This window comes from Vibrio sp. 10N.247.311.12, assembly GCF_041467515.1.
GTDB lineage: Bacteria > Pseudomonadota > Gammaproteobacteria > Enterobacterales > Vibrionaceae > Vibrio > Vibrio crassostreae_C.
The window spans coordinates 1-22,102 of record NZ_JBFSUV010000067.1 but is presented as its reverse complement, the minus strand read 5'-3'; the positions used below and the strand labels follow the sequence as shown (position 1 = coordinate 22,102).

The 22,102-nt window shown below is 44.3% G+C and carries 21 protein-coding genes; 17 read left to right on the top strand and 4 right to left on the bottom strand.

All coding sequences use genetic code 11. The features are described 5' to 3' along the window. Positions 1-112: 112 nt before the first annotated feature. From AB6E30_RS21400 to luxQ, 4 genes are all read left to right on the top strand, one after another. Complete coding sequence (locus AB6E30_RS21400) at positions 113-769, top strand: YceH family protein (RefSeq protein WP_372105175.1); 657 nt, start codon at positions 113-115, stop codon at positions 767-769. After that, positions 770-1,084: a GIY-YIG nuclease family protein gene (locus tag AB6E30_RS21395; RefSeq protein ID WP_017061768.1), complete on the top strand. Its 315-nt coding sequence runs from the start codon at positions 770-772 to the stop codon at positions 1,082-1,084. A 308-nt stretch (positions 1,085-1,392) separates the two neighbouring features. Next, positions 1,393-2,487, top strand: coding sequence for an autoinducer 2-binding periplasmic protein LuxP (locus tag AB6E30_RS21390; RefSeq protein WP_372105173.1), 1,095 nt, complete (start codon positions 1,393-1,395; stop codon positions 2,485-2,487). Next, on the top strand, positions 2,487-5,060 hold the full coding sequence (luxQ, locus tag AB6E30_RS21385) for a quorum-sensing autoinducer 2 sensor kinase/phosphatase LuxQ (protein WP_372105171.1): 2,574 nt from the start codon (positions 2,487-2,489) through the stop codon (positions 5,058-5,060). Before AB6E30_RS21390 ends, luxQ begins: the two co-directional genes overlap by 1 nt. A 59-nt stretch (positions 5,061-5,119) precedes the next feature. Here luxQ and AB6E30_RS21380 read toward each other — a convergent pair whose 3' ends face one another. Next, a complete protein-coding gene (locus AB6E30_RS21380; protein WP_017066093.1) occupies positions 5,120-5,779 on the bottom strand; it encodes a PilZ domain-containing protein in 660 nt (219 codons plus the stop codon). A 194-nt stretch (positions 5,780-5,973) separates the two neighbouring features. Here AB6E30_RS21380 and AB6E30_RS21375 point away from each other — a divergent pair, with 194 nt between their 5' ends. Continuing rightward, positions 5,974-6,324, top strand: a complete 351-nt coding sequence (locus tag AB6E30_RS21375; RefSeq protein WP_017061764.1) for a HopJ type III effector protein — start codon at positions 5,974-5,976, stop codon at positions 6,322-6,324. 134 nt (positions 6,325-6,458) lie between these two features. On the opposite strand, the gene AB6E30_RS21370 is transcribed toward AB6E30_RS21375, so the two are convergent. Next, the gene (locus AB6E30_RS21370) at positions 6,459-6,767 is read right to left on the bottom strand and encodes a DUF1289 domain-containing protein (RefSeq protein WP_080582242.1); all 309 of its coding nucleotides are present in this window, start codon (positions 6,765-6,767) and stop codon (positions 6,459-6,461) included. 160 nt (positions 6,768-6,927) lie between these two features. Between AB6E30_RS21370 and yegD the strand changes: the two genes are divergently transcribed. From yegD to AB6E30_RS21350, 4 genes are all read left to right on the top strand, one after another. After that, positions 6,928-8,280, top strand: a complete 1,353-nt coding sequence (gene yegD, locus AB6E30_RS21365; protein WP_017064846.1) for a molecular chaperone — start codon at positions 6,928-6,930, stop codon at positions 8,278-8,280. 492 nt (positions 8,281-8,772) lie between these two features. Beyond that, the gene (locus AB6E30_RS21360) at positions 8,773-9,831 is read left to right on the top strand and encodes a porin (RefSeq protein ID WP_372083072.1); all 1,059 of its coding nucleotides are present in this window, start codon (positions 8,773-8,775) and stop codon (positions 9,829-9,831) included. 289 nt (positions 9,832-10,120) lie between these two features. Further along, entirely contained in the window at positions 10,121-10,753 is a 633-nt protein-coding gene (locus tag AB6E30_RS21355; protein WP_372083071.1) for a fumarylacetoacetate hydrolase family protein, read from the top strand. Positions 10,754-10,903: 150 nt separating this feature from the next. Next, positions 10,904-11,536 carry a LysE family translocator gene (locus AB6E30_RS21350; protein WP_017064843.1) on the top strand — a complete coding sequence of 211 codons (633 nt, stop codon included), beginning with the start codon at positions 10,904-10,906 and terminating at the stop codon, positions 11,534-11,536. 106 nt (positions 11,537-11,642) lie between these two features. On the opposite strand, the gene AB6E30_RS21345 is transcribed toward AB6E30_RS21350, so the two are convergent. Next, positions 11,643-13,349, bottom strand: a complete 1,707-nt coding sequence (locus AB6E30_RS21345; RefSeq protein ID WP_372105168.1) for a phospho-sugar mutase — start codon at positions 13,347-13,349, stop codon at positions 11,643-11,645. A gap of 470 nt (positions 13,350-13,819) precedes the next feature. On the opposite strand from AB6E30_RS21345, the gene coxB reads away from it, so the two are divergent. The 4 genes from coxB to AB6E30_RS21325 are packed head-to-tail and all read left to right on the top strand — an operon-like array spanning position 13,820 to position 18,289. Continuing rightward, positions 13,820-15,022: a cytochrome c oxidase subunit II gene (gene coxB, locus AB6E30_RS21340; protein WP_372105166.1), complete on the top strand. Its 1,203-nt coding sequence runs from the start codon at positions 13,820-13,822 to the stop codon at positions 15,020-15,022. Continuing rightward, the gene (gene ctaD, locus AB6E30_RS21335) at positions 15,019-16,680 is read left to right on the top strand and encodes a cytochrome c oxidase subunit I (RefSeq protein WP_372105164.1); all 1,662 of its coding nucleotides are present in this window, start codon (positions 15,019-15,021) and stop codon (positions 16,678-16,680) included. The genes coxB and ctaD overlap by 4 nt, the downstream gene beginning before the upstream one ends. 11 nt (positions 16,681-16,691) lie before the next feature. Continuing rightward, complete coding sequence (locus AB6E30_RS21330) at positions 16,692-17,366, top strand: cytochrome c oxidase assembly protein (protein ID WP_372105162.1); 675 nt, start codon at positions 16,692-16,694, stop codon at positions 17,364-17,366. A gap of 38 nt (positions 17,367-17,404) precedes the next feature. Next, positions 17,405-18,289: a cytochrome c oxidase subunit 3 gene (locus AB6E30_RS21325; protein ID WP_372105160.1), complete on the top strand. Its 885-nt coding sequence runs from the start codon at positions 17,405-17,407 to the stop codon at positions 18,287-18,289. Between the two features lie 19 nt (positions 18,290-18,308). On the opposite strand, the gene AB6E30_RS21320 is transcribed toward AB6E30_RS21325, so the two are convergent. Next, on the bottom strand, positions 18,309-18,539 hold the full coding sequence (locus AB6E30_RS21320) for a DUF2909 family protein (RefSeq protein ID WP_017066085.1): 231 nt from the start codon (positions 18,537-18,539) through the stop codon (positions 18,309-18,311). Between AB6E30_RS21320 and AB6E30_RS21315 the strand changes: the two genes are divergently transcribed. The 4 genes from AB6E30_RS21315 to cyoE form a co-directional block, all read left to right on the top strand. Next, the gene (locus AB6E30_RS21315) at positions 18,427-19,374 is read left to right on the top strand and encodes an SURF1 family protein (protein WP_083190249.1); all 948 of its coding nucleotides are present in this window, start codon (positions 18,427-18,429) and stop codon (positions 19,372-19,374) included. The two genes, AB6E30_RS21320 and AB6E30_RS21315, sit on opposite strands and share 113 nt — an antisense overlap. Next, positions 19,367-19,975, top strand: a complete 609-nt coding sequence (locus AB6E30_RS21310) for a hypothetical protein (protein WP_017061753.1) — start codon at positions 19,367-19,369, stop codon at positions 19,973-19,975. The genes AB6E30_RS21315 and AB6E30_RS21310 overlap by 8 nt, the downstream gene beginning before the upstream one ends. 60 nt (positions 19,976-20,035) lie before the next feature. Continuing rightward, on the top strand, positions 20,036-21,091 hold the full coding sequence (locus tag AB6E30_RS21305) for a heme A synthase (RefSeq protein ID WP_108122071.1): 1,056 nt from the start codon (positions 20,036-20,038) through the stop codon (positions 21,089-21,091). Continuing rightward, on the top strand, positions 21,081-22,102 hold a 1,022-nt coding region (gene cyoE, locus AB6E30_RS21300; RefSeq protein ID WP_372105158.1), incomplete at its 3' end, for a heme o synthase. The genes AB6E30_RS21305 and cyoE, both read left to right, overlap by 11 nt.

Here is a 22,102-nt window from a genome sequence, read left to right as displayed (position 1 = left end):
TGGCTACCGATGTATTGTTGAACGCGAAATGTACAGCAAAGATCAACACGCCCTAGTTACTGCATTGTTAGGTGTTGAGATGGAATTATCAAAATAATAAAAAGGAAAAACGATGAACACAGTACTTTCCCCAATTGAAGCGAGAATTATTGGTTGCTTGATCGAGAAAGAAGTCACTACTCCCGATCACTACCCATTAACACTGAACAGCTTAACAACTGCTTGTAATCAAAAGAGCAACCGTGAACCTGTTCTTTCACTGTCTGAATCAGACGTTTTAGATGCGGTTGATGGTTTGATTTCGCGTCGCATGGTAAGCGACGAAAGCAGTTTCAATAGCCGTGTTAATAAGTATCAGCATCGTTTCTGCAACACTGAGTTCGGTGATTTGCAATTCACAGAGCAAGAACGCGCAATCATCTGTTGTATGTTGCTGCGTGGCGCTCAAACTCCAGGTGAACTCCGAACTCGAACTGGCCGCCTAGCGAACTTCAGCGATGTAAAAGAGGTGGAAGCGACACTTGAGAAGCTAGCTGCAAGAGAAGCGGGCGCATTAGTCGTGAAGCTACCTCGTGAAGCGGGCAAGCGTGAATCACGTTATCAACATCTGTTGAGCGGTGAAGTGGATGTTGAAGCGTTTGCGACGGCATCAGTAAGCGCGGCTGCCCCCTCTGCAACGAGTGAAAAGTTTGAAGAGCTTGAGTCTGAAGTTGCAAGCCTACGAGCAGAAGTGGCAGAGCTTAAGGCTCTGGTTGAATCACTGCTTTAAATGTCAGATGCTGATAAAAATGCGGATTGGGTCGTGTACTTGATCCGCAATCGTCACAATGCCCTTTATTGTGGCGTGACGAACAATCTAGAACGTCGATTTGAACAACATCAAACCGGTAAAGGCGCCAAAGCTTTAAAAGGTAAAGGCCCACTTAAGCTGGTTTGGAGCTTTGGTGTTGGCTCAAAAAGTGAGGCGTTGAAAACCGAATACGCGATCAAGCAGTTGCCCAAATCCCGCAAAGAAAAACTGGTATCACTCAAACTGATTATTGAGTGGCAAAAAGACAAAATTCAATATATCGAAGTCTCATAATTCATAGCTAAAATGTTTGTTATTGATTAAATCTTAATAGTGTAAGGAGCTATATCGGCTCTAGTTAAGCTTATGAATTTAAATGGTAATTACTCTTACCGTGAATGGGCTGAAATCATAATTTAACTCGTTGTTCTTAATCTCCATTCCAAATTAACATATTGCTCATTTAGAATGTCGTTCTAATTAGTGTTAGACGCTATCATTTATCATCGTTGTCCTACATAATATCCATTAGCCATACAAAGAGATGGTGTCATGCTAGGTTAAAAAATGAGCCAAAGTAGCTCATATAAAACGAGAAAAATATGAAACGTTTACTGATGTTGTTTGGACTTGCCGTATTTTCTGCGTCCGCTCTCTCCCATGGTACTCATGTCCTCAATGGGTACTGGGAATACCAAGATTATCTTTCCACTTTTCCAGAACAAAGAGCATTGACCGATAAAATGGTCGAGGCTGTACAAAATCACCCTGTGCCACTGAGAAGAATCCAAGACAAACCAATTACGATTTCCGTGGTGTATCCGGGCCAACAGATCTCGGATTACTGGGTTCGCAATATTCAAGCTTTTGAGAAGCGTCTCGATAGGCTGAAGATCCGCTATCAAATAAATCAAGTGTTTACCCGTATTAATGCCGATCTCGCGCAGCAGAGTATTTCGTTGCAAGAAGCGATTGAAAACAAGACGGATTATTTGATTTTCACGCTAGATACCACGCGCCACCGCAAGTTTATTGAGCACGTGTTGACCTCTACAGACACCAAACTGATTCTTCAAAATATCACGACGCCAGTGCGAGCTTGGGCAGATAGACAGCCATTTATGTATGTGGGCTTTGACCATGCTACAGGCAGCTTAAAACTGGCGGACTATTTTAAACAAGTAAGCCCACCAGACAGTAAGTATTCTGTTTTGTATTACTCACAAGGCTATATCAGTGATGCGCGTGGAGATACTTTTATCCATGAAGTGAATACTGATACTAACTTTACCCTTAAGTCTTCGTTTTACACCAAATCAAACAAAGACAGTGGCTACCAAGCGGCTAAAATCAGCATAGAGAACGATAAGGATCTAGACTTTATCTATGCATGCTCAACGGATGTTGCCCTAGGTGCAGCGGAAGCTATTCGTGAATCGGGCCAAGACATCTTAGTGAATGGTTGGGGAGGTGGCTCTGCTGAACTTGAAGCCATTGCGAGGGGCGACCTAGATGTAACTATCATGCGTATGAACGACGATACGGGCATTGCGATGGCAGAGGCGATCAAGTGGGATCTAGCCGGTTTGGAAGTGCCTACCGTTTACTCTGGTGAATTTGAAATTGTCACCAAGGAAGATTCCCCACAACGTATTTCAGAACTTAAACAGCGAGCATTTAGGTACTCAGGTCACTAATGAAGAAAAGTTACGCCAGTACACCTAGAAACACTTTAGCTAGACTCATTACGCGTATCGTTATTTTGGTGATAGGCGTGATGGCACTTGGCGTGCTTATTCATAATTATGAAACCAGCAGTAATATCGTACAGCAAGAGACGAATCGAACGGTACAGCAAACCTCAAGCCTGATCCAAAACATGTTTGATTATCGTTTGTCGGTGCTGCAAATCCATCAAGACAGTAGCTCACACAGTGAAACTCTCAGAGAGTACTTTGATACGGGTAATGACGAGACTCTGAGCTACTTTTTCTTTGGTGTTGACCAACGTGAACCGGATCATGCACCAGATTTACGCTTTGTCTCAACCCACGATGGTTTGGCTTGGGAAGACGGCAACAGTCAATTTTATGGTTTGGATGAGTCCAACTTAAAGCATATTTCTGATGAGGTTTCGTTCAGCAGTAATTGGCATTTTATTAAACTGAGGACAGATATAGGTAAGCGTCACTTGTTGGCTCGCCGTACCCCTATTGTTGATAACGCTACTGGGGAAGTCCTTGGTCAACTCTATATCGCCATTGTGCTTGACAACAACTTCTCTTTGGCTGAGTCAATCCAACAGGGCAGTAATAGCGAAAATATCGTGATTGAAGCGCACGGTACACCGGTGACATCGACATTCAGTGGTGATGAAAGCTACACCATTACTGACATCCTCAATTACCAAATGTACGAACAGTTGCCGCGTCATTTCGTTACCATCGCAACCATTAAGATTAATGCTGTTGAAACTCCTTTAATCATTCGAGCTGTTCAAAAAAATAATAATTTCATTGCGTTAGAAGAGAATTATCAGCGTGCGATCATCGTGGTGATTGTGGTGATCATATTGATGTCTTTTTTTGCTCGAACTTGGATTCAAAAGAGAGTCTCAGCCGAGCTTGATAAGCTAATGGACTTTACTCGTTCGGCAAGTGCTAGCGAAGAGTACAACAAGTTCGATGGCTCTAACATTTTCGAATTTCATCATATTGGTTGTACTCTTGAAGACACCTTTGAGCGCTTATCTGAACAGAATCAAAAATTCCAAGATCTCTTTAACTTTGCTCATTCGCCTATCTTAGTTTGGTCTGAAAAAGGCGATTTGATTCAGATGAACCCCGCCGCTCGCATGGCGTTGTTCGATGCTGATGACAATTATGGTCCAATTGCCCAAGAGTTTGAGCAGCGAATGCTGCCTAATATTCAAATGGTGGTTCAGGGTTCTAAACTGACGGGTATTAACGTACCCATTGGTGAAAAGGTGTTTCGTTGGAACATGTCTGCTATTCGCGTGGAACACGGCATCACAGGAGTGGTGGTACAAGGGCAAGATATTACTAAGCTAATCGAGGCGGAAAGACAGGCTGATCGAGCAAGAGAAGAAGCTGAGCATCTTGCGAATGTGCGAGCAGACTTCTTAGCTAAGATGAGTCATGAGATTCGCACGCCGCTCAACGGTATTCTCGGTGTGTCTCAGCTGCTCAAGCGCTCTATGCACAATGAAGATAATCGCGAGCAGGTGGATGTACTGTGTAATAGTGCGGAACATTTACTGGCGGTACTTAACGATATCTTGGACTTCTCAAAGATTGAGCAAGGGCAGTTTAATATTCAAAAGAAAGACTTCCGTTTAGGGGAGTTAGTTAATACCTTAGACAGCATCTATCGACCGCTGTGTGAAGATAAATCCGTCGAATTTACCAATGTGAATCACTTGGTTGATGACATTGAAATCAATACCGACCAAGTACGCCTCAATCAGATCATGTTTAATCTGTTGAGTAATGCTTTTAAATTCACTCATCAAGGCGGTATCTCCGTCAGCTTTGAGCTCGAGAGTATCTTTAACTCCGATCACGCCAGCTTGATCGTTCGAGTGAAAGATTCTGGCATTGGTATTGATGAAAGCAAAATTGATGCTGTTTTTGAACCCTTTGTTCAAGCCGAAGAGACCACCACTCGTGAATATGGTGGCACTGGTTTAGGACTTACAATTGTAAAAAATCTGGTCGATATGCTGGAAGGGGACATTCAAGTCCGCAGCGTGATAGGTCAAGGCTCAGAGTTCACCATAGAAATTCCTGTAGTCGTACACGCCAAGCCGCTATTAGTCGATGCTAAGCAACAAGCTGAGGTTGAGCCAGAGGCGTTGTTTAGTCGACCTTTGAATGTGTTGCTGGTGGAAGACAATCACACCAACGCCTTTATTGCTCAGGCTTTCTGTAAGAAATATGGCATGGTCGTCACCTGGGCAAAAGATGGCTTAGAAGCGATTGAGATGGCTAAGACGATTACCTATGACTTGATCTTGATGGATAACCAACTCCCTAATCTCGGTGGTGTTGAAACCACTCAGCAGCTAAGAGGTGAGATTGGTGTGTCAGCCCCTATTTATGCGTGTACCGCTGATGCTCAAGAGTCAACTAGAGACAGCTTTATGGCCGCAGGGGCGAATTACGTGATTGTAAAGCCGATTAAAGAAGAGTCGCTCCACCAAGCGTTTGTTCATTTCAAAAACTCATACTGGAATGACACAGAGCACTAGGCTTTAACTTAGTGCTCTTTAATGGAGTCTGTTGAAGAGAAGTAACTAATTTTCTGCCTTTATATCGAGCCAGCGACAAAGGCTTGTTCCAATAGCAGCGTTTTCAACTCATCACTCATATCTAGGTGTTCAGGGAATTGGATACCTAGCAGCCAGCCTTGTCTTTGCCTTTTCTTACTTACCACCTTGTAGACAAGATCGTCATCTAAGTACTCATTTAAGTCAGAATTAACTTTTATCTTCCAGCCGACATCAATATCTGATTGCTGGGTAAGATAGATACCGCACCCTGACGCTGAAAAGTCGACTAGTGTGGCATCCAGCGACAAGGTATCAAAAGTGACTTCACAGCTGAGACGTACTTTATACCTTTCGTGTTCACGAATAGGCTTGGTTGCAAAGTTTGAGGGTGGGCGAAGGAAGATTAGATGTGCTGGAGAGGTGATATGAGCCAGTACATTGGTTTTGAACGCGACAATGTGCCCAAGTTCGGTGTCGGTAATCGCACGAACAATAATATCAACGTTTGTGAGCTTTCTCAGCGTCAGTGCTTCTGTCGCTTTTTGCGTAAGCTCTAGGATGAGGTACTGATCTTCTTTGTGTCCGATATAAAGTGTACTGATCTGGATTGAGTCGTCTGGGCCAAATTCCAATACACCTGCTGTTTTTGTACCTGGCTTTAGGTATCTGAACAGTTCTAAGTTTTTATCTTTATGCATATTCGTTACTGAACAATGTTAATCGTTTGATAAAATAATATAACGCCCTGATAAAACTATGTCATTAGTTTCATTGAAGTAATTAGCAGCGTACAACAAAAAAGTGAATCGCTATCTCAAGTAAACAACGGCTTACTCTTGTCGTAAAACAAGATACACTGCTGACAGATATATACTTGATGGAGAAATAGTAAATGGAACTGGAAACCTTATTGAATACTCTGGCTGAAACCCCAGAGGCCGTGCAATTTGAAGATACAATGCAAGTGATCGAAGCTCACTATGATTTTTCTGAGCGCGAATTTCGCAATGGTGAGGTAGTGAACGCTGCAGGGCAGAATAATGGTTCGTGTAAGATTTTTGCTTTTGGTTTAGAGCAAGGCCTATCAGCAGAGCAAACACTTGCTTGTTTTGGTCAATTTTATCGTAACGACGTGCTAGGTTTTCCTGAGAACAGCGACCATCAAAATATTCGTAACTTTATGGTTCATGGCTGGAATGGTATCCAGTTTTCTCAGCCTGCGCTGGTTGCAAAAGTGAAGTAGACACTAACCAGGTAACGATTAGGTCGAAATTTAATCTCAGTATTTTGAAGCGAGAAAACAACCTCTCGCTTTTTTTGTCTATGTTGAACTGGCTAGTAACTTGCTATCCAGTAACTTACTAAATGGGCTCTAAACTACTGAACGGGCAGGGCAGACAAGCACTTACGACACATACAAACTCCAGCCTTTGGAATATCGCTAGTATCTCGTTTTTCTAACTCAAAACACCAACACGTCTCTTTGCCCGCACTGATATCGCATTGAGCTGGCTCATTACACTGTGGACATTGGTGAGTCGAACTCGCGCCACTAAGATTATCCATAACCGACGTTTGCTCTTCTTCAGATAAGCCTTTCCAACCTATAATTTCATCCATTGTTCGAAAGCAGCCACTACACATTCCGCCATTATTTTTACAAGCCGCTCGGCAAGGTGTTTTCATTTCTCTAACCTGTGATTCATTTGGGCTGAAATGTAGCATATTTGTTTCTTCTTGAAGAGCCGTTAAGCTAAGAAATTACTCAGTTAAATTTAGAAATGACCTCGTAATTTTTAGGCTTTTCATGTAGCATCTCGCCCCTTTTGTTGAGTGGGGGGATATTATGTTTATTGGATTTGATTATGGAACAGCGAACTGTTCTGTCGCGGCGATGGTTAATGGAGAGCCAAGCCTGTTACCGCTAGAAGGTAACAACCACTATATTCCCTCAACCGTGTTTGCGCCTACTCGTGAGAGTGTTTCTGAACATCTATTCCGCCACTTGAATATCAAGCCGAGTGATGCGATCGGTGAGCAAGTACTACGACGTGCGATTGCGCTGAACAGAGAAGAGAGTATCGACTTAGTGCCAGAAGACATGGCATTTGGTCAGGCTGCGTTGGACTTATATTTAGAAGACCCTCGCGATGTTTATTATGTTAAGTCCCCTAAATCTTTCCTTGGCGCGAGTGGACTGCATGATGTGCAGGTGAGCTTTTTCGAAGATTTAGTGTGCGCCATGATGGCAAATATCAAGAATCAAGCCGAACTCACGACTCAAGAGCAGATCAAGCAAGCTGTTATCGGCCGACCAATTAACTTCCACGGTCGAGGTGGTGAAGAGGCGAACAGACAAGCTGAAGACATACTGTCTCGCGCAGCTAAGCGTGCCGGTTTCCTTGATATCGCTTTTCAATTTGAGCCCGTAGCCGCAGGCCTTGATTACGAAAGCACATTAACTGAAAACCAAACAGTATTGGTTGTTGATATTGGCGGTGGTACCACCGATTGCTCATTATTAGAAATGGGACCAACGTGGTCTGGTAAAGCGGATCGTACCCAGAGCTTGTTGGCACACAGTGGGCAAAGGGTAGGGGGGAATGACCTCGATATCTATCTTGCATTCAAACAACTGATGTCACCTTTTGGTATGGGCAGCAAAGGCATTTCGGGTATTGATATGCCACTGACTCAATTCTGGAACCCAATTGCGATTAATAATGTTGAAGCTCAAAAGAACTTCTATTCAAGAGAAAACCTAGCGGCATTAAAATTACTTCGTAAAGAAGCGTCAGAGCCTCAAAAGCTAGAACGTTTGATGAAGGTTTATCACGACACTTTGGGTTACGGTATTGTGCGTAGAGCGGAAGAGGCCAAGATTGCGCTGGCAGAATCCCCTCAATATCGTGCTGCGATTAATGTTGCCTCTGAACTGGTCGAGGTAGATATCTCAGTCGAACAGATGGTTGAAGCGATTGAAACACCAAAGTCTAAGATGATTGAGTTGGTTAAAGAAGCGATTCAACAAGGCCAGAAAAAGCCAGACGTAATCTACATGACGGGTGGTTCCGCTCGTTCACCGATACTTCGTGAAGCCGTACAACAAGCTGTGCCGAATGTACCGATTGTGAGTGGTAATTACTTCGGTTCAGTAACTGCAGGTTTAGCTCGTTGGGCTGAGGTTTGCTTCAAATAAGAGTTCAATGATGAGTTATGAAGGGCAACCAGTCGCTGATTGGTTGCCCTTTTTTTGTTTTTCTCTAATGAACTTTCTATTGAACGATTTTTCCTAGCTCATATTGGGATTTGTTTCACAAAGCTAAATATTTCAGCTGAGCTCTACGTGTTACAAAATGTTTCAAAGGCAAAGGCGAGCCTCTCGATGGTCTGATGAGTTACCTTGGGTTTAGATTTTTAATGCTTTTTTAGTGATTATAAAATCAAAAATAATCAAAGTATTTATCTCAAAGAATGAAAGGAGATTTCAGTAATTGCCTTGTTAATCAACTGTTTTAAAAGGTATTTTTGTTTTTTATAGTGCGATTTTTTTTATTTTATATATTTTAATGCAACTTTCTTGTCATTCGTATATTAGGGTTTGCCTACTTGTTAAATGCAGGTAACAACTTCTCCGTAAGCACGAGGTTGTTAGTGAATAACTCACCCAGTTACATAATGGACATGACAAATGAATAAGAAACTTTTAGCGCTAGCAATTTCTGGTGCAGTATTTGGTACACAGGCAGTTGCAGTAGAACTTTACAACGAAGACGGCACAACATTCTCAGTTGGCGGTCACGTTTCAGTTGCAGTTGGTGATGTAAACAGCGACGATCGTCAAAACAGCGATGACATCGGTGTTGAAACTGTTTCTCCACGTATCAACTTCGGTGCAACTCACGAACTTGGTAACGGCTTTACTGCTGATGCTAAAGGTGAATGGGCGCTAAACATGCTTGACGGTGGTGATCAGTCATTCACAACTCGTCTTGGCTACATTGGTCTAACTCATGAAGACTTCGGTCGTGGTGTTGTTGGTACTCAATGGGCGCCATACTACAACGTTGCTGGTGTTGCAGATATGCCAATCGCATTCGCGAATGACTTCATCTACGACGATCACGGTAACCTAGGTACTGGTCGTGGCGAAGAGATGGTGAGTTACGGCAATGCTATCGATTTTGGTAACGCTGGTTCTCTAAACGTAGGTGTTGCATGGCAAGGCCGCAAGACTGATAAAGTTTCAGATACAAACACAAACAAATACGGTAACCGTGCTCAAATTGCATTGAACTACGCAATTGCTGATTTCACAGCAAACTACGCATACAACACTGGTGATGTTACATTTGGTAACATTGGCGGTGGTTCTAAAACCGCTGATTCTAACGTAGTGAGTGCTACTTACGGTTCTTACGGTTCTGAAGGTCTATTCTTAGCTGGTGTTTATGCTATGAATAACTACATGAACTCAAGCGCTGGTGTTGCTTTAGAAGAGACAGTTGCAGTTGAATTACTTGCTTCTTACGCACTTTCTAACAGCCTGAACTTAAGCGTTAACTACGAAGCGGTAGAAGACGACAAGATGAGTGAAACAGTATTTGCTACAACTGCTCTACAAGCTGAGTACAACTTCACATCTCAGTTCGTAGGCTTTGCTGGTTACCAGTTCGACCTACAAGGTTCTGGTGTGTACAAAGAAAAAGCTGACGACCAGTGGCTACTTGGTGCTCGTTACTACCTATAAGTCGCAGACTGATTTAGCATAGTGTTTACTCCTTAGGTTTACCTTTTAGGATACTGTCCTAGACACCATGCTAAGCCCTCTCAAACCTTTTGGTTAGAGAGGGCTTTTTTCGTTTTGGGCTTTTGTCTTGAATGGTGATTTCGCACTATTGCGACCTTCGTATAAACGCTTTCAAATCATCGAATTGAGCTAAAGATCAGAATTTAGATATTGGTAACCATCTTGTCGAAGACTCTCATTTTATGATGCGTTAAACTCTCCACTCAAAAAAATAGTTCAGGGATAAACTATGAGCAGTGTTGTCGATCACGAACAGCTGATGAATTCGAGACGAACAGCAACCCCAACTAAGGTGCTGTGTGTTGGGCGTAACTATGTCGATCACATCGAAGAACTCAATAACGCAATCCCAGACTCTATGGTGGTTTTCAATAAACCAAGTACCAGCGTTACGTCATCCCTGTCTTCTTTTCATCAAGAAGCGCTGCACTACGAAGCAGAGATCTGTTTTATTGTTGAAAACGGTGAATACTCTGCTGTGGGATTCGGCTTAGACCTTACCAAGCGTGAGTTGCAAAGCAGTTTAAAAGCCAAAGGTTTACCTTGGGAGCGTGCCAAAGCCTTTGATGGTTCCGCTGTCTTTAGTCGCTTTGTTCCCGTTGATAATTTTGATCTCTCTGACTTAAACCTAGAATTATTTATTAACTGTGTTCGTGTTCAGAAAGGACATGTTGAGCAGATGCTTTACTCTCCAAAAACTATCCTAGAAGAGCTGTCTTCTTATACCACCTTACTAGACGGCGATGTTGTGATGACAGGTACGCCAAAAGGTGTTGGGGCCGTACATCGAGGCGATATCTTCCTTGGTCGCCTAAAGTGTGGCGATACGACATTGATTGAGATCGAATGGGTAGCAAGTTAATTAGTCTTTTCTATTTAGTTAATAAATTGGCTTTGTCGATTAATGTTGGTTTTTAATTCGATTAAATAAACGTCGAACAACTGATTGCATCTGGAAGGGTGTTAGTAATTGATATAAAATCCGCCTCCGTTTTTATCAATGCTGACCCTCATGATCGACTTAACCATTTTACCTGTCTACCTGACTGCCGTTGTTGCACTTCTTCTTTTACCTGGCCCTGATATGTTACTGATTGCGAGTTCAAGCATGAGCTATGGCCGTAAGGTCGGCGTGTTTGCAAGCCTAGGTAATGCGACTTCTGGAATCATTCTGACAGTATTAGCGGCCATGGGTGTATCAGCGTTGATCGCAATGAGCCCAATAGCGCTTAAAGCTCTCCATTTGTTAGGCGGCGCGTACTTGTTGAAGATGGGTTGGGATTGCCTGCGAACAGAGCAGGGTAATGCGCCGGAGTTAAACGATAATTTTGCTGCAAAAGCCTATTATCAACGAGCGCTGATCAGCAACCTGCTTAACCCTAAAGCCTTGGTTTTCTTTGTGATGTTTCTGCCTCAGTTTGTGTCGACGAATATTGAAGCGACTTCCGGTCAGCAGATGCTTGTTCTGGGTTTATTACTGAATGTTCTCGGCTTAACGTTTAACTTTTTGCTGGTGGCGTTAGTGGGTACGATTGGTAAATCTCTCGTAGAAAACGCGAAGTTTCGTACCTATCAACAGAAAGTCATGGGCGGAGTTTTCATCGTGTTAGCTATTTGGATGTTGTCTTCTTTCTTTACTTCGTAGACGAATCAAATCAGACATCTTCTCGTGGTTAGCCGCTGAGACAAAAATGGACGCTTCGAGCGTCCATTTTTATGTTTAACCGTTACATGTTGAACGCGCTAAATCGCTATGAATTCAACTCTTGTTGGTGCTGTTCAATCAGTTTCTCCATGTACTTCTCACCGCGCAGGCGAGTGTCTTCATAGGTTTCTGTCCCTTCAAATTTTGTCACCGTCTCATAGTAGACCTTAACTTTTGGCTCAGTACCGGAAGGTCTTACGATAATGCGTGAACCATCTTCGAGATGATAGATGAGTACGTCACTTGCAGGCAGGTTAATGGCTTCAGTATTGCCTCCAATGACGAAGCGTAAAGAAGACTGCAAATCTTCAATTACAGAGATAGCGACACCGTTGATTGCTTTAGGCTGTGCCGAGCGGAGCTTAGAACCAATCGATGGTGAATCTGGGTCTAGTGCAATACTTCGCTGAGCGTTGGTATGAACCCCATGTTCAAATGAAATTTGAGCGAGAAGATCCCAAACTGTTCGACCTTGAGATTTTAACTCCTCAACCAATTGAGCAAACACGACAATAGCAGACAGCCCATCTTTGTCTCGTACTTGAGTACCAATTGTGTAGCCTAATGCTTCTTCATAGGCGAACAAGAAGTCGTTCTGATCATTTTCCAATTGCATGCCAATATTCGCTAACCATTTAAAACCTGTCAGCGTTTGGAAATAAGTCGCCCCGTGGGATTGAGCTACTTTTTCAAGCAATGTTGAAGATACGATACTGTTACCAACTAATTGGTTTTTGGTATGCGGCTTTGAGAGTAGATAATGAGCGAATAGCACGCCGACTTGGTCACCTGTTAGCATTTTGTATGAGCCATCATCTGTTCTCACTGCAACCGCAAATCGGTCTGCATCTGGATCGTTGGCACAAGCAATGTCGGCATCGACACTTTTTGCTAAGTTAACCACCAGATCCATCGCGCCTTTTTCTTCCGGATTCGGGAAGTTGACGGTCGGGAAGTTACCATCGGGCTCTCTTTGCTCGGCGACGCTGAACACCTTATGGAAACCAGAATCGTGAAGTAGATCCTCGGCCATTTGTGCGCCGACACCATGCATTGCGGTATAGGTGATGGTGGTGTTCGCCGATTCGATCTCGTCACTCACGTATGGGCTCTGATTGATCGCAGCGCGGTACGTTTGATAATAGCCTTCAGTTAACCACACCAACTTACCTTGCGTTTCAGCGTCACTTAGGCTCATTAAAGGGAGCGGCTTGGTTGATGCGATATCGATTTCAGCGGCAATACCCGCGTCGTGAGGAGGAATGATTTGAGCGCCATTCTCCCAGTACACTTTGAAACCATTGTATTCTGGTGGGTTGTGGCTGGCCGTCACCACAACGGCAGCTGCGGCGTTGAAGTGCTCAATACCAAAAGCAACGATAGGGGTCGCCGCGACGTTCGAGGTTAGATAAACCTTAATGCCTAAAGCCGTGAGTACGGAAGCGGTATCAATCGCGAACTGCTTGGAATCTAAACGGCCGTCATAACCGACGACCACACCGCGGATGGACGCATTAGCGATATGTTCGATTAAGTAGTGGCCGAGCCCGGTTGCTGTTTCCTGTATGACTAAACGGTTCATTCGATTTGGCCCGCATCCAACTTTGCCTCTAAGTCCTGCTGTTCCGAACTCTAATCGTTGGGTAAAACGATCTTCAAGTTCGTCGTGCATTCCCTCATCGATGAGGTGTTGAAGTTCTTCACGAGTTCTTGGGTCTGGGTCTCTCGCTAACCAATTCATTGCATCTTGCATAATCACTAAACCTATTAATGTCTGTATGACTTACCGTTGATTTAATTTAAGTGATATTAATTCTCATTTCCATGAAAGCAATCGTAAAACTCGATATAAAATAAATTCCAACGGCAAGAGGGCACGTAGATTAAGCCACTTCAAATAATTGACTGTTTAGTAAGTAAACTTACCTTGAACAATTGGATATCACTAACTAGCCTTTTACATAAATATAACAAAATTTAACAAATTCGCCGTTTTTGAATCTTTCATGGAAACCTCCAGCGCTTTTGAACCGTATTAGTTCTTGGGTTATATGAGGTCAGTAGCCTGCTCACAGGCTAGTTCCATGTGAGTTGTAGATTGAGATTCAGCCTTTTCATGTGTAGCCGGAATAACAATGAATGTTGTCCAGCTCTTCATGACATATAGCTCGCAACGACATTTAGGTCGCAAGTATCCAATTAGGAAGGACAAGGAGAGATCTTTTGAAAAGATTACTGGTTAGGCTAGCGTGGCTTTTGAGGAGTTTTGTTGTGCTTTTAGTATCGCCTTTAGTGCACGCAAGCAGTGATTACAACATGACTCAAGGTGTCACTGAGATCAGTGGTAAGGTGTATGAACTTCATATGCTGATCTTCTACATCTGTTGTGCGATTGCCTTTGTTGTTTTTGGTGTGATGTTTTATTCGATTTTGAGGCACAGGAAATCGAAGGGCGCAGTTGCTGCCCATTTTCACGAAAGCACGAAAGTCGAAATTCTTTGGACCATCATCCCTATTATCATCCTCATCGCTATGGCGATACCCGCCACCAAAACTTTGATAGCGATGGAAGATACCTCCCAATCAGATCTGACCGTTAAAATCACTGGCTCACAATGGAAATGGCATTACAGCTATTTTGGTGAAGACGTCGAATTTTTCAGCCTTCTAGCGACCAGTGACAAAGAGATTGAAGGTCTCGAAGTGAAAGGCGCGCATTACTTGCTAGAAGTTGATAAGCCGCTGGTACTGCCTGTTGACCGTAAAGTCCGTTTCTTGATGACTTCCGATGATGTGATTCACTCATGGTGGGTGCCAGCATTCGCCGTTAAGAAAGATACCATTCCGGGCTTTATTAATGAGGCTTGGACTAAGATAGATGAGCCTGGTGTTTACCGAGGGCAGTGTGCAGAGTTGTGTGGTCGTGCCCATGGTTTCATGCCGATCGTGGTGCATGCCATGGAAGAAGATGAGTTTGACGCATGGTTAGCGGAGCAGAAAGAGTTAGCGATAGCCGAACAACAAGCCGCAAAAGATGCATTAGATGCGTCACTTTCCTTGGCGGAGTTGAATACCATCGGTGAAGAGGTTTACAAAACTCGATGTGCGGTTTGTCACCAAGCAAACGGTGAGGGCATTCCTGGAGCATTCCCTGCCATCAAAGGAAGTCCTATTGCCCTTGGTGATGTGGATGTTCATATCGACACAATTGTTTATGGTCGTGGCGGTACGGCGATGCAAGCATTCGATAATCAGTTAACCGAGAAAGAGATCGCAGCGGTAGTAACTTATCAACGAAACGCTTGGGGTAATGATACCGGCGATATTGTTCAGGCCTCAGATATCAACGCTTATAAGGCGAAGCAAGAAGGCAGTTCTGAAAGCTCAACGGATGATGCACAAAATGATGCTAAGGATCAGTTATGAGTTCACCAATCAATAAGCCGGTGAAATCGGCTCCTGCAGAAGACCAAGTTCTGAGCCATTCTGCGGAAGGTACGCTGGGCAATGATGATTTGCCTGTTGACGATCACTACTCACATGCGGCACCTAAAGGCTGGGCTCGTTGGCTTTACTCAACCAATCATAAAGACATCGGTACACTTTATCTGTGGTTCAGCTTTGCGATGTTCTTAACGGGTGGTGCCATGGCAATGGTGATCCGTGCTGAGCTATTCCAACCCGGGTTACAACTTGTTGAGCCCGATTTCTTCAATCAGATGACTACAGTCCATGGTTTAATCATGGTATTCGGTGCCGTGATGCCAGCATTTACGGGCTTGGCTAACTGGATGATCCCGATGATGATCGGAGCTCCAGATATGGCGTTGCCGAGAATGAACAACCTCAGTTTCTGGATCTTGCCTTTTGCGTTTCTAATCTTGATCGGATCTTTGTTTACTGAGGGAGGTGGGCCGAGTTTTGGTTGGACATTTTATGCGCCACTCTCGACAACTTATGGCCCAGACAGTACGGCATTGTTTGTGTTCTCAGTTCATATTATGGGGATCAGTTCGATCATGGGGGCGATTAACGTCATCGTAACCATAGTGAACATGCGCGCACCGGGTATGACTTGGTTCAAGCTACCGATGTTCGTATGGACATGGTTAATTACCGCTTTCTTACTGATAGCCGTGATGCCCGTGCTCGCGGGTGCGGTGACTATGGTGCTGACCGACAAATACTTTGGGACGAGCTTCTTTGATGCCGCAGGTGGTGGGGACCCTGTGATGTTCCAGCACATATTCTGGTTCTTTGGGCACCCCGAAGTGTACATCATGATCTTGCCGTCTTTTGGTATTGTCTCGGCGATCATCCCAGCATTCAGTGGTAAGCGTCTGTTTGGTTATCACTCTATGGTTTATGCGACCTGTAGTATCGCATTGCTGTCATTCTTGGTTTGGGCGCACCACATGTTCACCACGGGTATGCCAGTATTTGCCGAATTGTTCTTCATGTATTGCACCATGTTGATCGCTGTGCCGACCGGTGTGAAAGTCTTCAACTGGGTGGCGACCATGTGGCGGGGTGCTTTGACCTTTGAGACGCCAATGCTGTTTGCGATTGCCTTCATTGTTCTGTTTACGATTGGTGGGTTATCTGGATTGATGCTCGCTATCGTGCCTGCTGATTTCCAATACCACGATACCTACTTTGTTGTAGCTCATTTCCACTATGTTCTGGTGACAGGTGCTGTGTTCTCAATTATGGCCGCCGCTTATTACTGGCTGCCGAAATGGACTGGGCATATGTACGACCACAAGCTCAGCCTGTGGCATTTCTGGACGTCGGTGATTTCAGTCAATGTACTGTTCTTCCCGATGCACTTTTTAGGGTTAGCGGGTATGCCGCGTCGTATTCCTGATTACGCGATTCAGTTCGCCGACGTTAACCAAGTGGTGTCGATTGGTGGTTTTGCCTTTGGGTTGTCTCAGCTGATTTTCTTATGGCTGGCTATCAAGTGCGTAAGAGGCGGAGAGCCTGCGCCAAGCAAGCCTTGGGATAGAGCTGAAGGTCTTGAATGGACAGTACCAAGCCCTGCGCCTCACCACACCTTTACTCATCCACCTAAAGTGGATTAGAGGATAGAACCATGAGTGATAAGCAAAGCGATCCCAATCAAGATAAAAAACAACCAAAGCGCCTGTCTAATAAGCGATCGACCAAAAAGCTGACGGGTTATTTGATGTTGGGCGTGGTTGCGATGTTTGGCTTCGGTTTCGCTTTGGTGCCGCTCTACGATGTGATGTGTGAGGCTTTAGGGATCAATGGTAAAACCAATACCGTTTCCGCAGTTCAACCTCAGGGAATGCAGCCTGACTATTCTCGTACGGTCCGCGTTGAATTCATGTCCCACATCAAGCCAGATATGCCATGGCAGTTTGCGCCTGAGGTTCGAGTGTTAGAGGTTCATCCTGGAGAAGTGGTTCAAACTAACTACATTGCCAAAAACCTTTCTGGAACCTCATTGGTTGGACAAGCTGTGCCATCGGTTTCTCCAGGTATGGGGGCAACTTATTTCAATAAGATGGAATGCTTTTGCTTTAATCAGCAGCCATTGGACGGGCATAAGAGCGCAGAAATGGGTTTGATATTTTACATTGAGCCAGATATTCCTGAATCAATACATACGCTTACACTCTCTTATACGCTGTTTAACATTACGAGTCAGGTGAGTGGAGAGGCAAGTAAGCCTGAAGTGAGCACATCAACATTGAACACACTACAATCTGGCTCACCAAAAGCGAGCACACTCGCAAGTAACTAGGGATTTACAGAACCAGTATCAACATAAGGAGTTGAGCGATGAGTTCTAAAAAGGAAGTTTATTTCGTTCCACATCAAAGCCACTGGCCATTGGTGGGTGCCGTAGCACTGTTTTTGGTCGCGGTTGGTGCTGGCTTGACGGTGCAAAATATGGGCACCGACGCAGTCGGTGGTGTATTTGGCAAAGCGGTGTTGTTAGTCGGGTTTGCTGTGCTGCTTTACATGATCGCAGGTTGGTTTAGCAACGTGATCACAGAATCATTGAGTGGTCTCTATTCTGAGCAGATTTCTCGTTCTTTTAGACAAGGAATGAGTTGGTTTATTTTCTCTGAAATCATGTTCTTCGGCGCTTTCTTTGGCGCGCTTTTCTATGCTCGAATGATTTCTGTGCCTTGGATTGGTGGCGCGGGTAATAATGAAATGACCCATGAAGTATTGTGGCCGATGTTCCAATCAATATGGCCACTAACGACTACCCCTGATGGCGTAACGACACAAGCCATGCCTTGGCAAGGTATCCCGCTTAAGAACACCATTATTCTGCTGCTTTCCTCTGTGACGCTGCACATGGCACATATCAGTCTTGAACAAAATAAGCGTATGGCTTTGATCGTCTGGTTGGAGATAACCATTGTTCTGGCAGGCTTCTTCTTGTTCTTCCAAGTTGAAGAGTATCTTCACGCTTATCAAGAAATGGGGCTGACGCTTCAGTCTGGTATCTATGGCAATACCTTCTTCTTGTTGACCGGATTCCATGGCTTGCATGTCTGTTTAGGGACGATCTTTTTGATTGTGTTACTGGCAAGAGTTGCGAAAGACCATTTCACTCCGAAAGACCACTTTGCGTTCCAAGCGGGCAGTTGGTATTGGCATTTTGTTGATGTGGTTTGGTTAGGTCTGTTTGTGTTTGTGTATGTGCTTTAACGGTTGAGCCTATAGGAGATTAATAGGGGCGAGGGTTGGGAGTTATCACTCCTGATCCCAAAGCAAGTAATAAAAGTAGCACGACAACGGCTGACCACATGACACGACGCCCCAAGAAGTAACTGAGTCTTTTTCCATTGTGTTTGCCCGAGGCGATTTGGATTAGGCCTTTCATCAAATTGAAAGCGATAAAAAACAGCAAAGCGACCAAGACGACTTTAAATAACAGAACAAAGGTAGATGACGCCATAGTGATAACTCCAAACCGATTGATTGATGATGAACACAAGTTCCGCAGTAAAGGTTTTTGGATAGCGGTTGTTTTAACTGTGGTTTCAGTCGGCGCTTTAATCAAGTTAGGTTTGTGGCAACTCGATCGTGGTAACGAGAAATTACGTTATGAACAGCAATTAGCTGAGAGAGCACATCTCTCGTCACAACCTTTAGGTGTCGTTATTTCTGAGTTGCGAGAGCTGGATTTATCTGGTCAAGAGTCATTAAATCCTCAAACCCTAAACGGGTTAAAGGCTGATGTTGAATTAGTCAATACGAGCGGCTTGATGCTCTTGTTAGACAACCAGATAAGCCAAGGAACGGTAGGGTATGTGATTTACATGTTGGGTGAGGTTCGCTTTGAAGATGGAAACCAGTCCTTAGTGGCTGAAAAACAGTTGTTGATCGATCTTGGGTTTGTTCCGGCAAGTAATGACAGAAGAGAACTACCGCAATTAGGAAGTATCACTGTACCAACCAAAATGTCAGGGCGCTTGTATACACGCTCAATTAATCCTTTAAGTCATGAGTTGGGTTTAGAAAATACGACACCGAATAGAATCCAAAACCTAAACATAGCAGCGTTATCACAGTATACAGGACAAGAAGTGCTGCCCTTTGTCTTCCAACCTCAGAGTTTAGATTCATGGCCCTATGAAATGTTATGGCGTCCAACGGCGATGAGGTCTGAGAAGCATTTTGGTTACTCATTTCAATGGTTTGTTATGGCTGCGGTACTTTTGTTTTTGATGTTGTTGATTGGCTATCGGTACCTAAAAGCAACACCTATCACGAGGAATAAGGATGGATAAATCTCAAGCACAAGTGAACAGGGAAATTACCGAGGCAAACATGGCTGAGCTCAGAAGCCGTCGTACTAAAGGACGCTTGGTATTAATCGGACTCGTTTTAATTTTCGCTTTGCCAGCCATTATCGCCAAAACTGTGTTGGATCAGAATTGGTATACGTCAGGTGTCACTAACTCAGGCGAATTGGTAGAACCAAGAATTACACTAGCGGATTTTGGCGTAACGGTACCCATGGCAGGAGAGGGTTGGGTTGTGGGGTATATCGCACCGATGGAGTGCGAAAGCTTGTGTGAACAACAGCTTCATTATTTGAATCAAAGCTACTTAGCGTTAGGGAAAAACAAAGAGCGAGTGACCGCCGTTGTTTTCGTCTCAGAAGGTAACTCGTTGTCGGGTTCGCTCAACAAGCCTGATTTATCTTTGTTAGCTGGTGGTGATCAGTTAAGCACCGAGTTTTCGCCGGCTTCCATTGTCATTATTGACCCGCTAGGACAGTTGGTTATGGAGTACAAAAGCGTGTCGGAACCGTCGCAGTTAGTCGGGCAATCCAAAGGTATGATTCATGATTTAAGAAAGCTACTTAAGCTGTCACGAGTTGGGTAGTTGATGGCGCAAATGCTTGAGCTTAAGCAGCGAAAGGGAATAAGTATAGGGAGATAAGTGATGCAGAATAAAGCCCCTGATTTACTGATGCTTGTGATGAGATTAACTATCTTGTTAACCCTTACCGTGATTGTTCTCGGAGCTTATACACGCCTGTCTGATGCTGGCCTTGGCTGTCCTGACTGGCCGGGTTGTTACGGTAAGATCACCGTTCCCTCGAATACCCAAGCCGTTAATCAAGCCAATCTACAATTTCCAGAACGAGCTCTCGAAGCAGACAAAGCTTGGATTGAGATGATCCATCGCTACTTTGCAGGAACATTAGGGCTGCTTATCTTTGTCGTTGTTGCTTGGTGTATTAAAAAGAATATAACAACTGCTGGTCTTCCGTTACTTATCTCTGCAACCGTGATATTTCAGGCTTTGCTTGGAATGTGGACGGTGACTCTCAAGTTGATGCCCGTTGTGGTTATGGCGCATTTGATGGGGGGCTTCACGTTGCTGTCACTGTTGTGTCTGCTCTACTGTCGTTTGTCTCAATTCCAAAGCCGTTTTGGTGAGGCTGCCTATTCTTCACCACTTAAAGTCTCGGCACTATTCGGATTACTCATTGTAGTCGGGCAGATACTGCTTGGTGGCTGGACATCGTCTAATTATGCCGCTCTGGTGTGTACCCAATTACCTATCTGCGAAGGGAACTGGACAAGCTATTTAGATTTCAAAAATGCGTTCGATTTTGCTCAACATGGACACGATAACTATGAGTTTGGTGTGTTGGAATATCCCGCAAGGCTTACCATCCATGTCATGCACAGGTTCGGGGCTATTGTGGCGACGTTAATGGTGCTGATGATCGTGTACCAGCTATGGAAATTTGGCCAAGTGCCTCACCAAAAGCTGAGCGTGATTGTCGCATTAGTCCTGTTTACTCAAATCAGCCTTGGGATCAGTAATGTATGGTTTCACTTGCCAATTTCAGTCGCGGTTTTGCATAACCTAGTCGCAGCGATGTTGCTCATCAGCATGGTTGTAACCAATTTTGTGGTGTGGCAACGCAAACCGAGTGAAAGCTTGGTGAAGAATAGTGTATTACAAGGAGGTAATCATGGTCAGTAGAACGTCAACACAGTATGAAGTGGTGGCTCAAGACGCAGCCTTAACTCATAAGATAGCAGCCAACAATGACACAGCTTTAAGTAACGAAATAGCTGCAAAAAACAAAGCTACTTGGAAGGTCTATTTAACGCTGACTAAACCCAAGGTAGTGGCTTTGATGTTACTAACGGCCTTAGTGGGTATGTGTTTGGCCGTGCCCAACGGATTACCTTTACAGCAAACTCTGTTTGGAATGATCGGAATAGGATTAATGGCAGGCTCGGCAGCGGCATTTAACCATTTGATCGACAAAAAGATCGATGGGCAAATGACTCGCACAAACCGACGACCTTTGCCGTCAGGAGAGCTCAGCAGTTCACGTGTGTTCAGCTTTGCCGCGGGTATCGGCTTACTTGGGTTTGCCACGTTAATGGTGTGGGTCAATCAACTCACCGCTTGGTTAACCTTTGCAAGCTTGTTGGGTTACGCGGTGATTTATACCATGTACTTAAAACGAGCGACGCCACAAAACATTGTGATCGCAGGGATTGCAGGCGCAATGCCACCTCTACTGGGCTGGACGGCGGTTACCAATGAACTGCACTCAAATGCTTGGTTGTTGGTGATGATCATCTTTATTTGGACGCCTCCGCACTTCTGGGCGTTGGCAATTCATCGTCGTGATGAGTATGCCAAAGTGAATATCCCCATGCTGCCTGTGACCCATGGTATTGCTTACACCAAAACATCTATTTTGCTCTATACCTTGTTGCTTAGCATCGTATGTATATTGCCTGTGTTGGTCGGCATGAGTAGCTGGATATATTTGAGCGCTTCTTTGGTTCTCAACGGCGGTTTTATTTATCACGCTTGGGTACTTAAATATCGTGATGAACCTAATATGGCGATGAAGACCTTTAAGTTCTCCATCTATCATCTCATGATCTTGTTTGTCGCTCTGTTGGCGGACCACTATCTGATCTGCTCCAGTCAGACTGGACACTTAGCTAAGCGACATTTTGCTTTTCAAAG

Coding starts and splice junctions, on each gene's coding strand:
- AB6E30_RS21400 (WP_372105175.1), top strand. CDS start 113: ATGAACACAGTACTTTCCCCAATTGAAGCGAGAATTATTGGTTGCTTG.
- AB6E30_RS21395 (WP_017061768.1), top strand. CDS start 770: ATGTCAGATGCTGATAAAAATGCGGATTGGGTCGTGTACTTGATCCGC.
- AB6E30_RS21390 (WP_372105173.1), top strand. CDS start 1,393: ATGAAACGTTTACTGATGTTGTTTGGACTTGCCGTATTTTCTGCGTCC.
- luxQ (WP_372105171.1), top strand. CDS start 2,487: ATGAAGAAAAGTTACGCCAGTACACCTAGAAACACTTTAGCTAGACTC.
- AB6E30_RS21380 (WP_017066093.1), bottom strand. CDS start 5,779: ATGCATAAAGATAAAAACTTAGAACTGTTCAGATACCTAAAGCCAGGT.
- AB6E30_RS21375 (WP_017061764.1), top strand. CDS start 5,974: ATGGAACTGGAAACCTTATTGAATACTCTGGCTGAAACCCCAGAGGCC.
- AB6E30_RS21370 (WP_080582242.1), bottom strand. CDS start 6,767: ATGAAAACACCTTGCCGAGCGGCTTGTAAAAATAATGGCGGAATGTGT.
- yegD (WP_017064846.1), top strand. CDS start 6,928: ATGTTTATTGGATTTGATTATGGAACAGCGAACTGTTCTGTCGCGGCG.
- AB6E30_RS21360 (WP_372083072.1), top strand. CDS start 8,773: ATGAATAAGAAACTTTTAGCGCTAGCAATTTCTGGTGCAGTATTTGGT.
- AB6E30_RS21355 (WP_372083071.1), top strand. CDS start 10,121: ATGAGCAGTGTTGTCGATCACGAACAGCTGATGAATTCGAGACGAACA.
- AB6E30_RS21350 (WP_017064843.1), top strand. CDS start 10,904: ATGATCGACTTAACCATTTTACCTGTCTACCTGACTGCCGTTGTTGCA.
- AB6E30_RS21345 (WP_372105168.1), bottom strand. CDS start 13,349: ATGCAAGATGCAATGAATTGGTTAGCGAGAGACCCAGACCCAAGAACT.
- ctaD (WP_372105164.1), top strand. CDS start 15,019: ATGAGTTCACCAATCAATAAGCCGGTGAAATCGGCTCCTGCAGAAGAC.
- AB6E30_RS21330 (WP_372105162.1), top strand. CDS start 16,692: ATGAGTGATAAGCAAAGCGATCCCAATCAAGATAAAAAACAACCAAAG.
- AB6E30_RS21325 (WP_372105160.1), top strand. CDS start 17,405: ATGAGTTCTAAAAAGGAAGTTTATTTCGTTCCACATCAAAGCCACTGG.
- AB6E30_RS21320 (WP_017066085.1), bottom strand. CDS start 18,539: ATGGCGTCATCTACCTTTGTTCTGTTATTTAAAGTCGTCTTGGTCGCT.
- AB6E30_RS21310 (WP_017061753.1), top strand. CDS start 19,367: ATGGATAAATCTCAAGCACAAGTGAACAGGGAAATTACCGAGGCAAAC.
- AB6E30_RS21305 (WP_108122071.1), top strand. CDS start 20,036: ATGCAGAATAAAGCCCCTGATTTACTGATGCTTGTGATGAGATTAACT.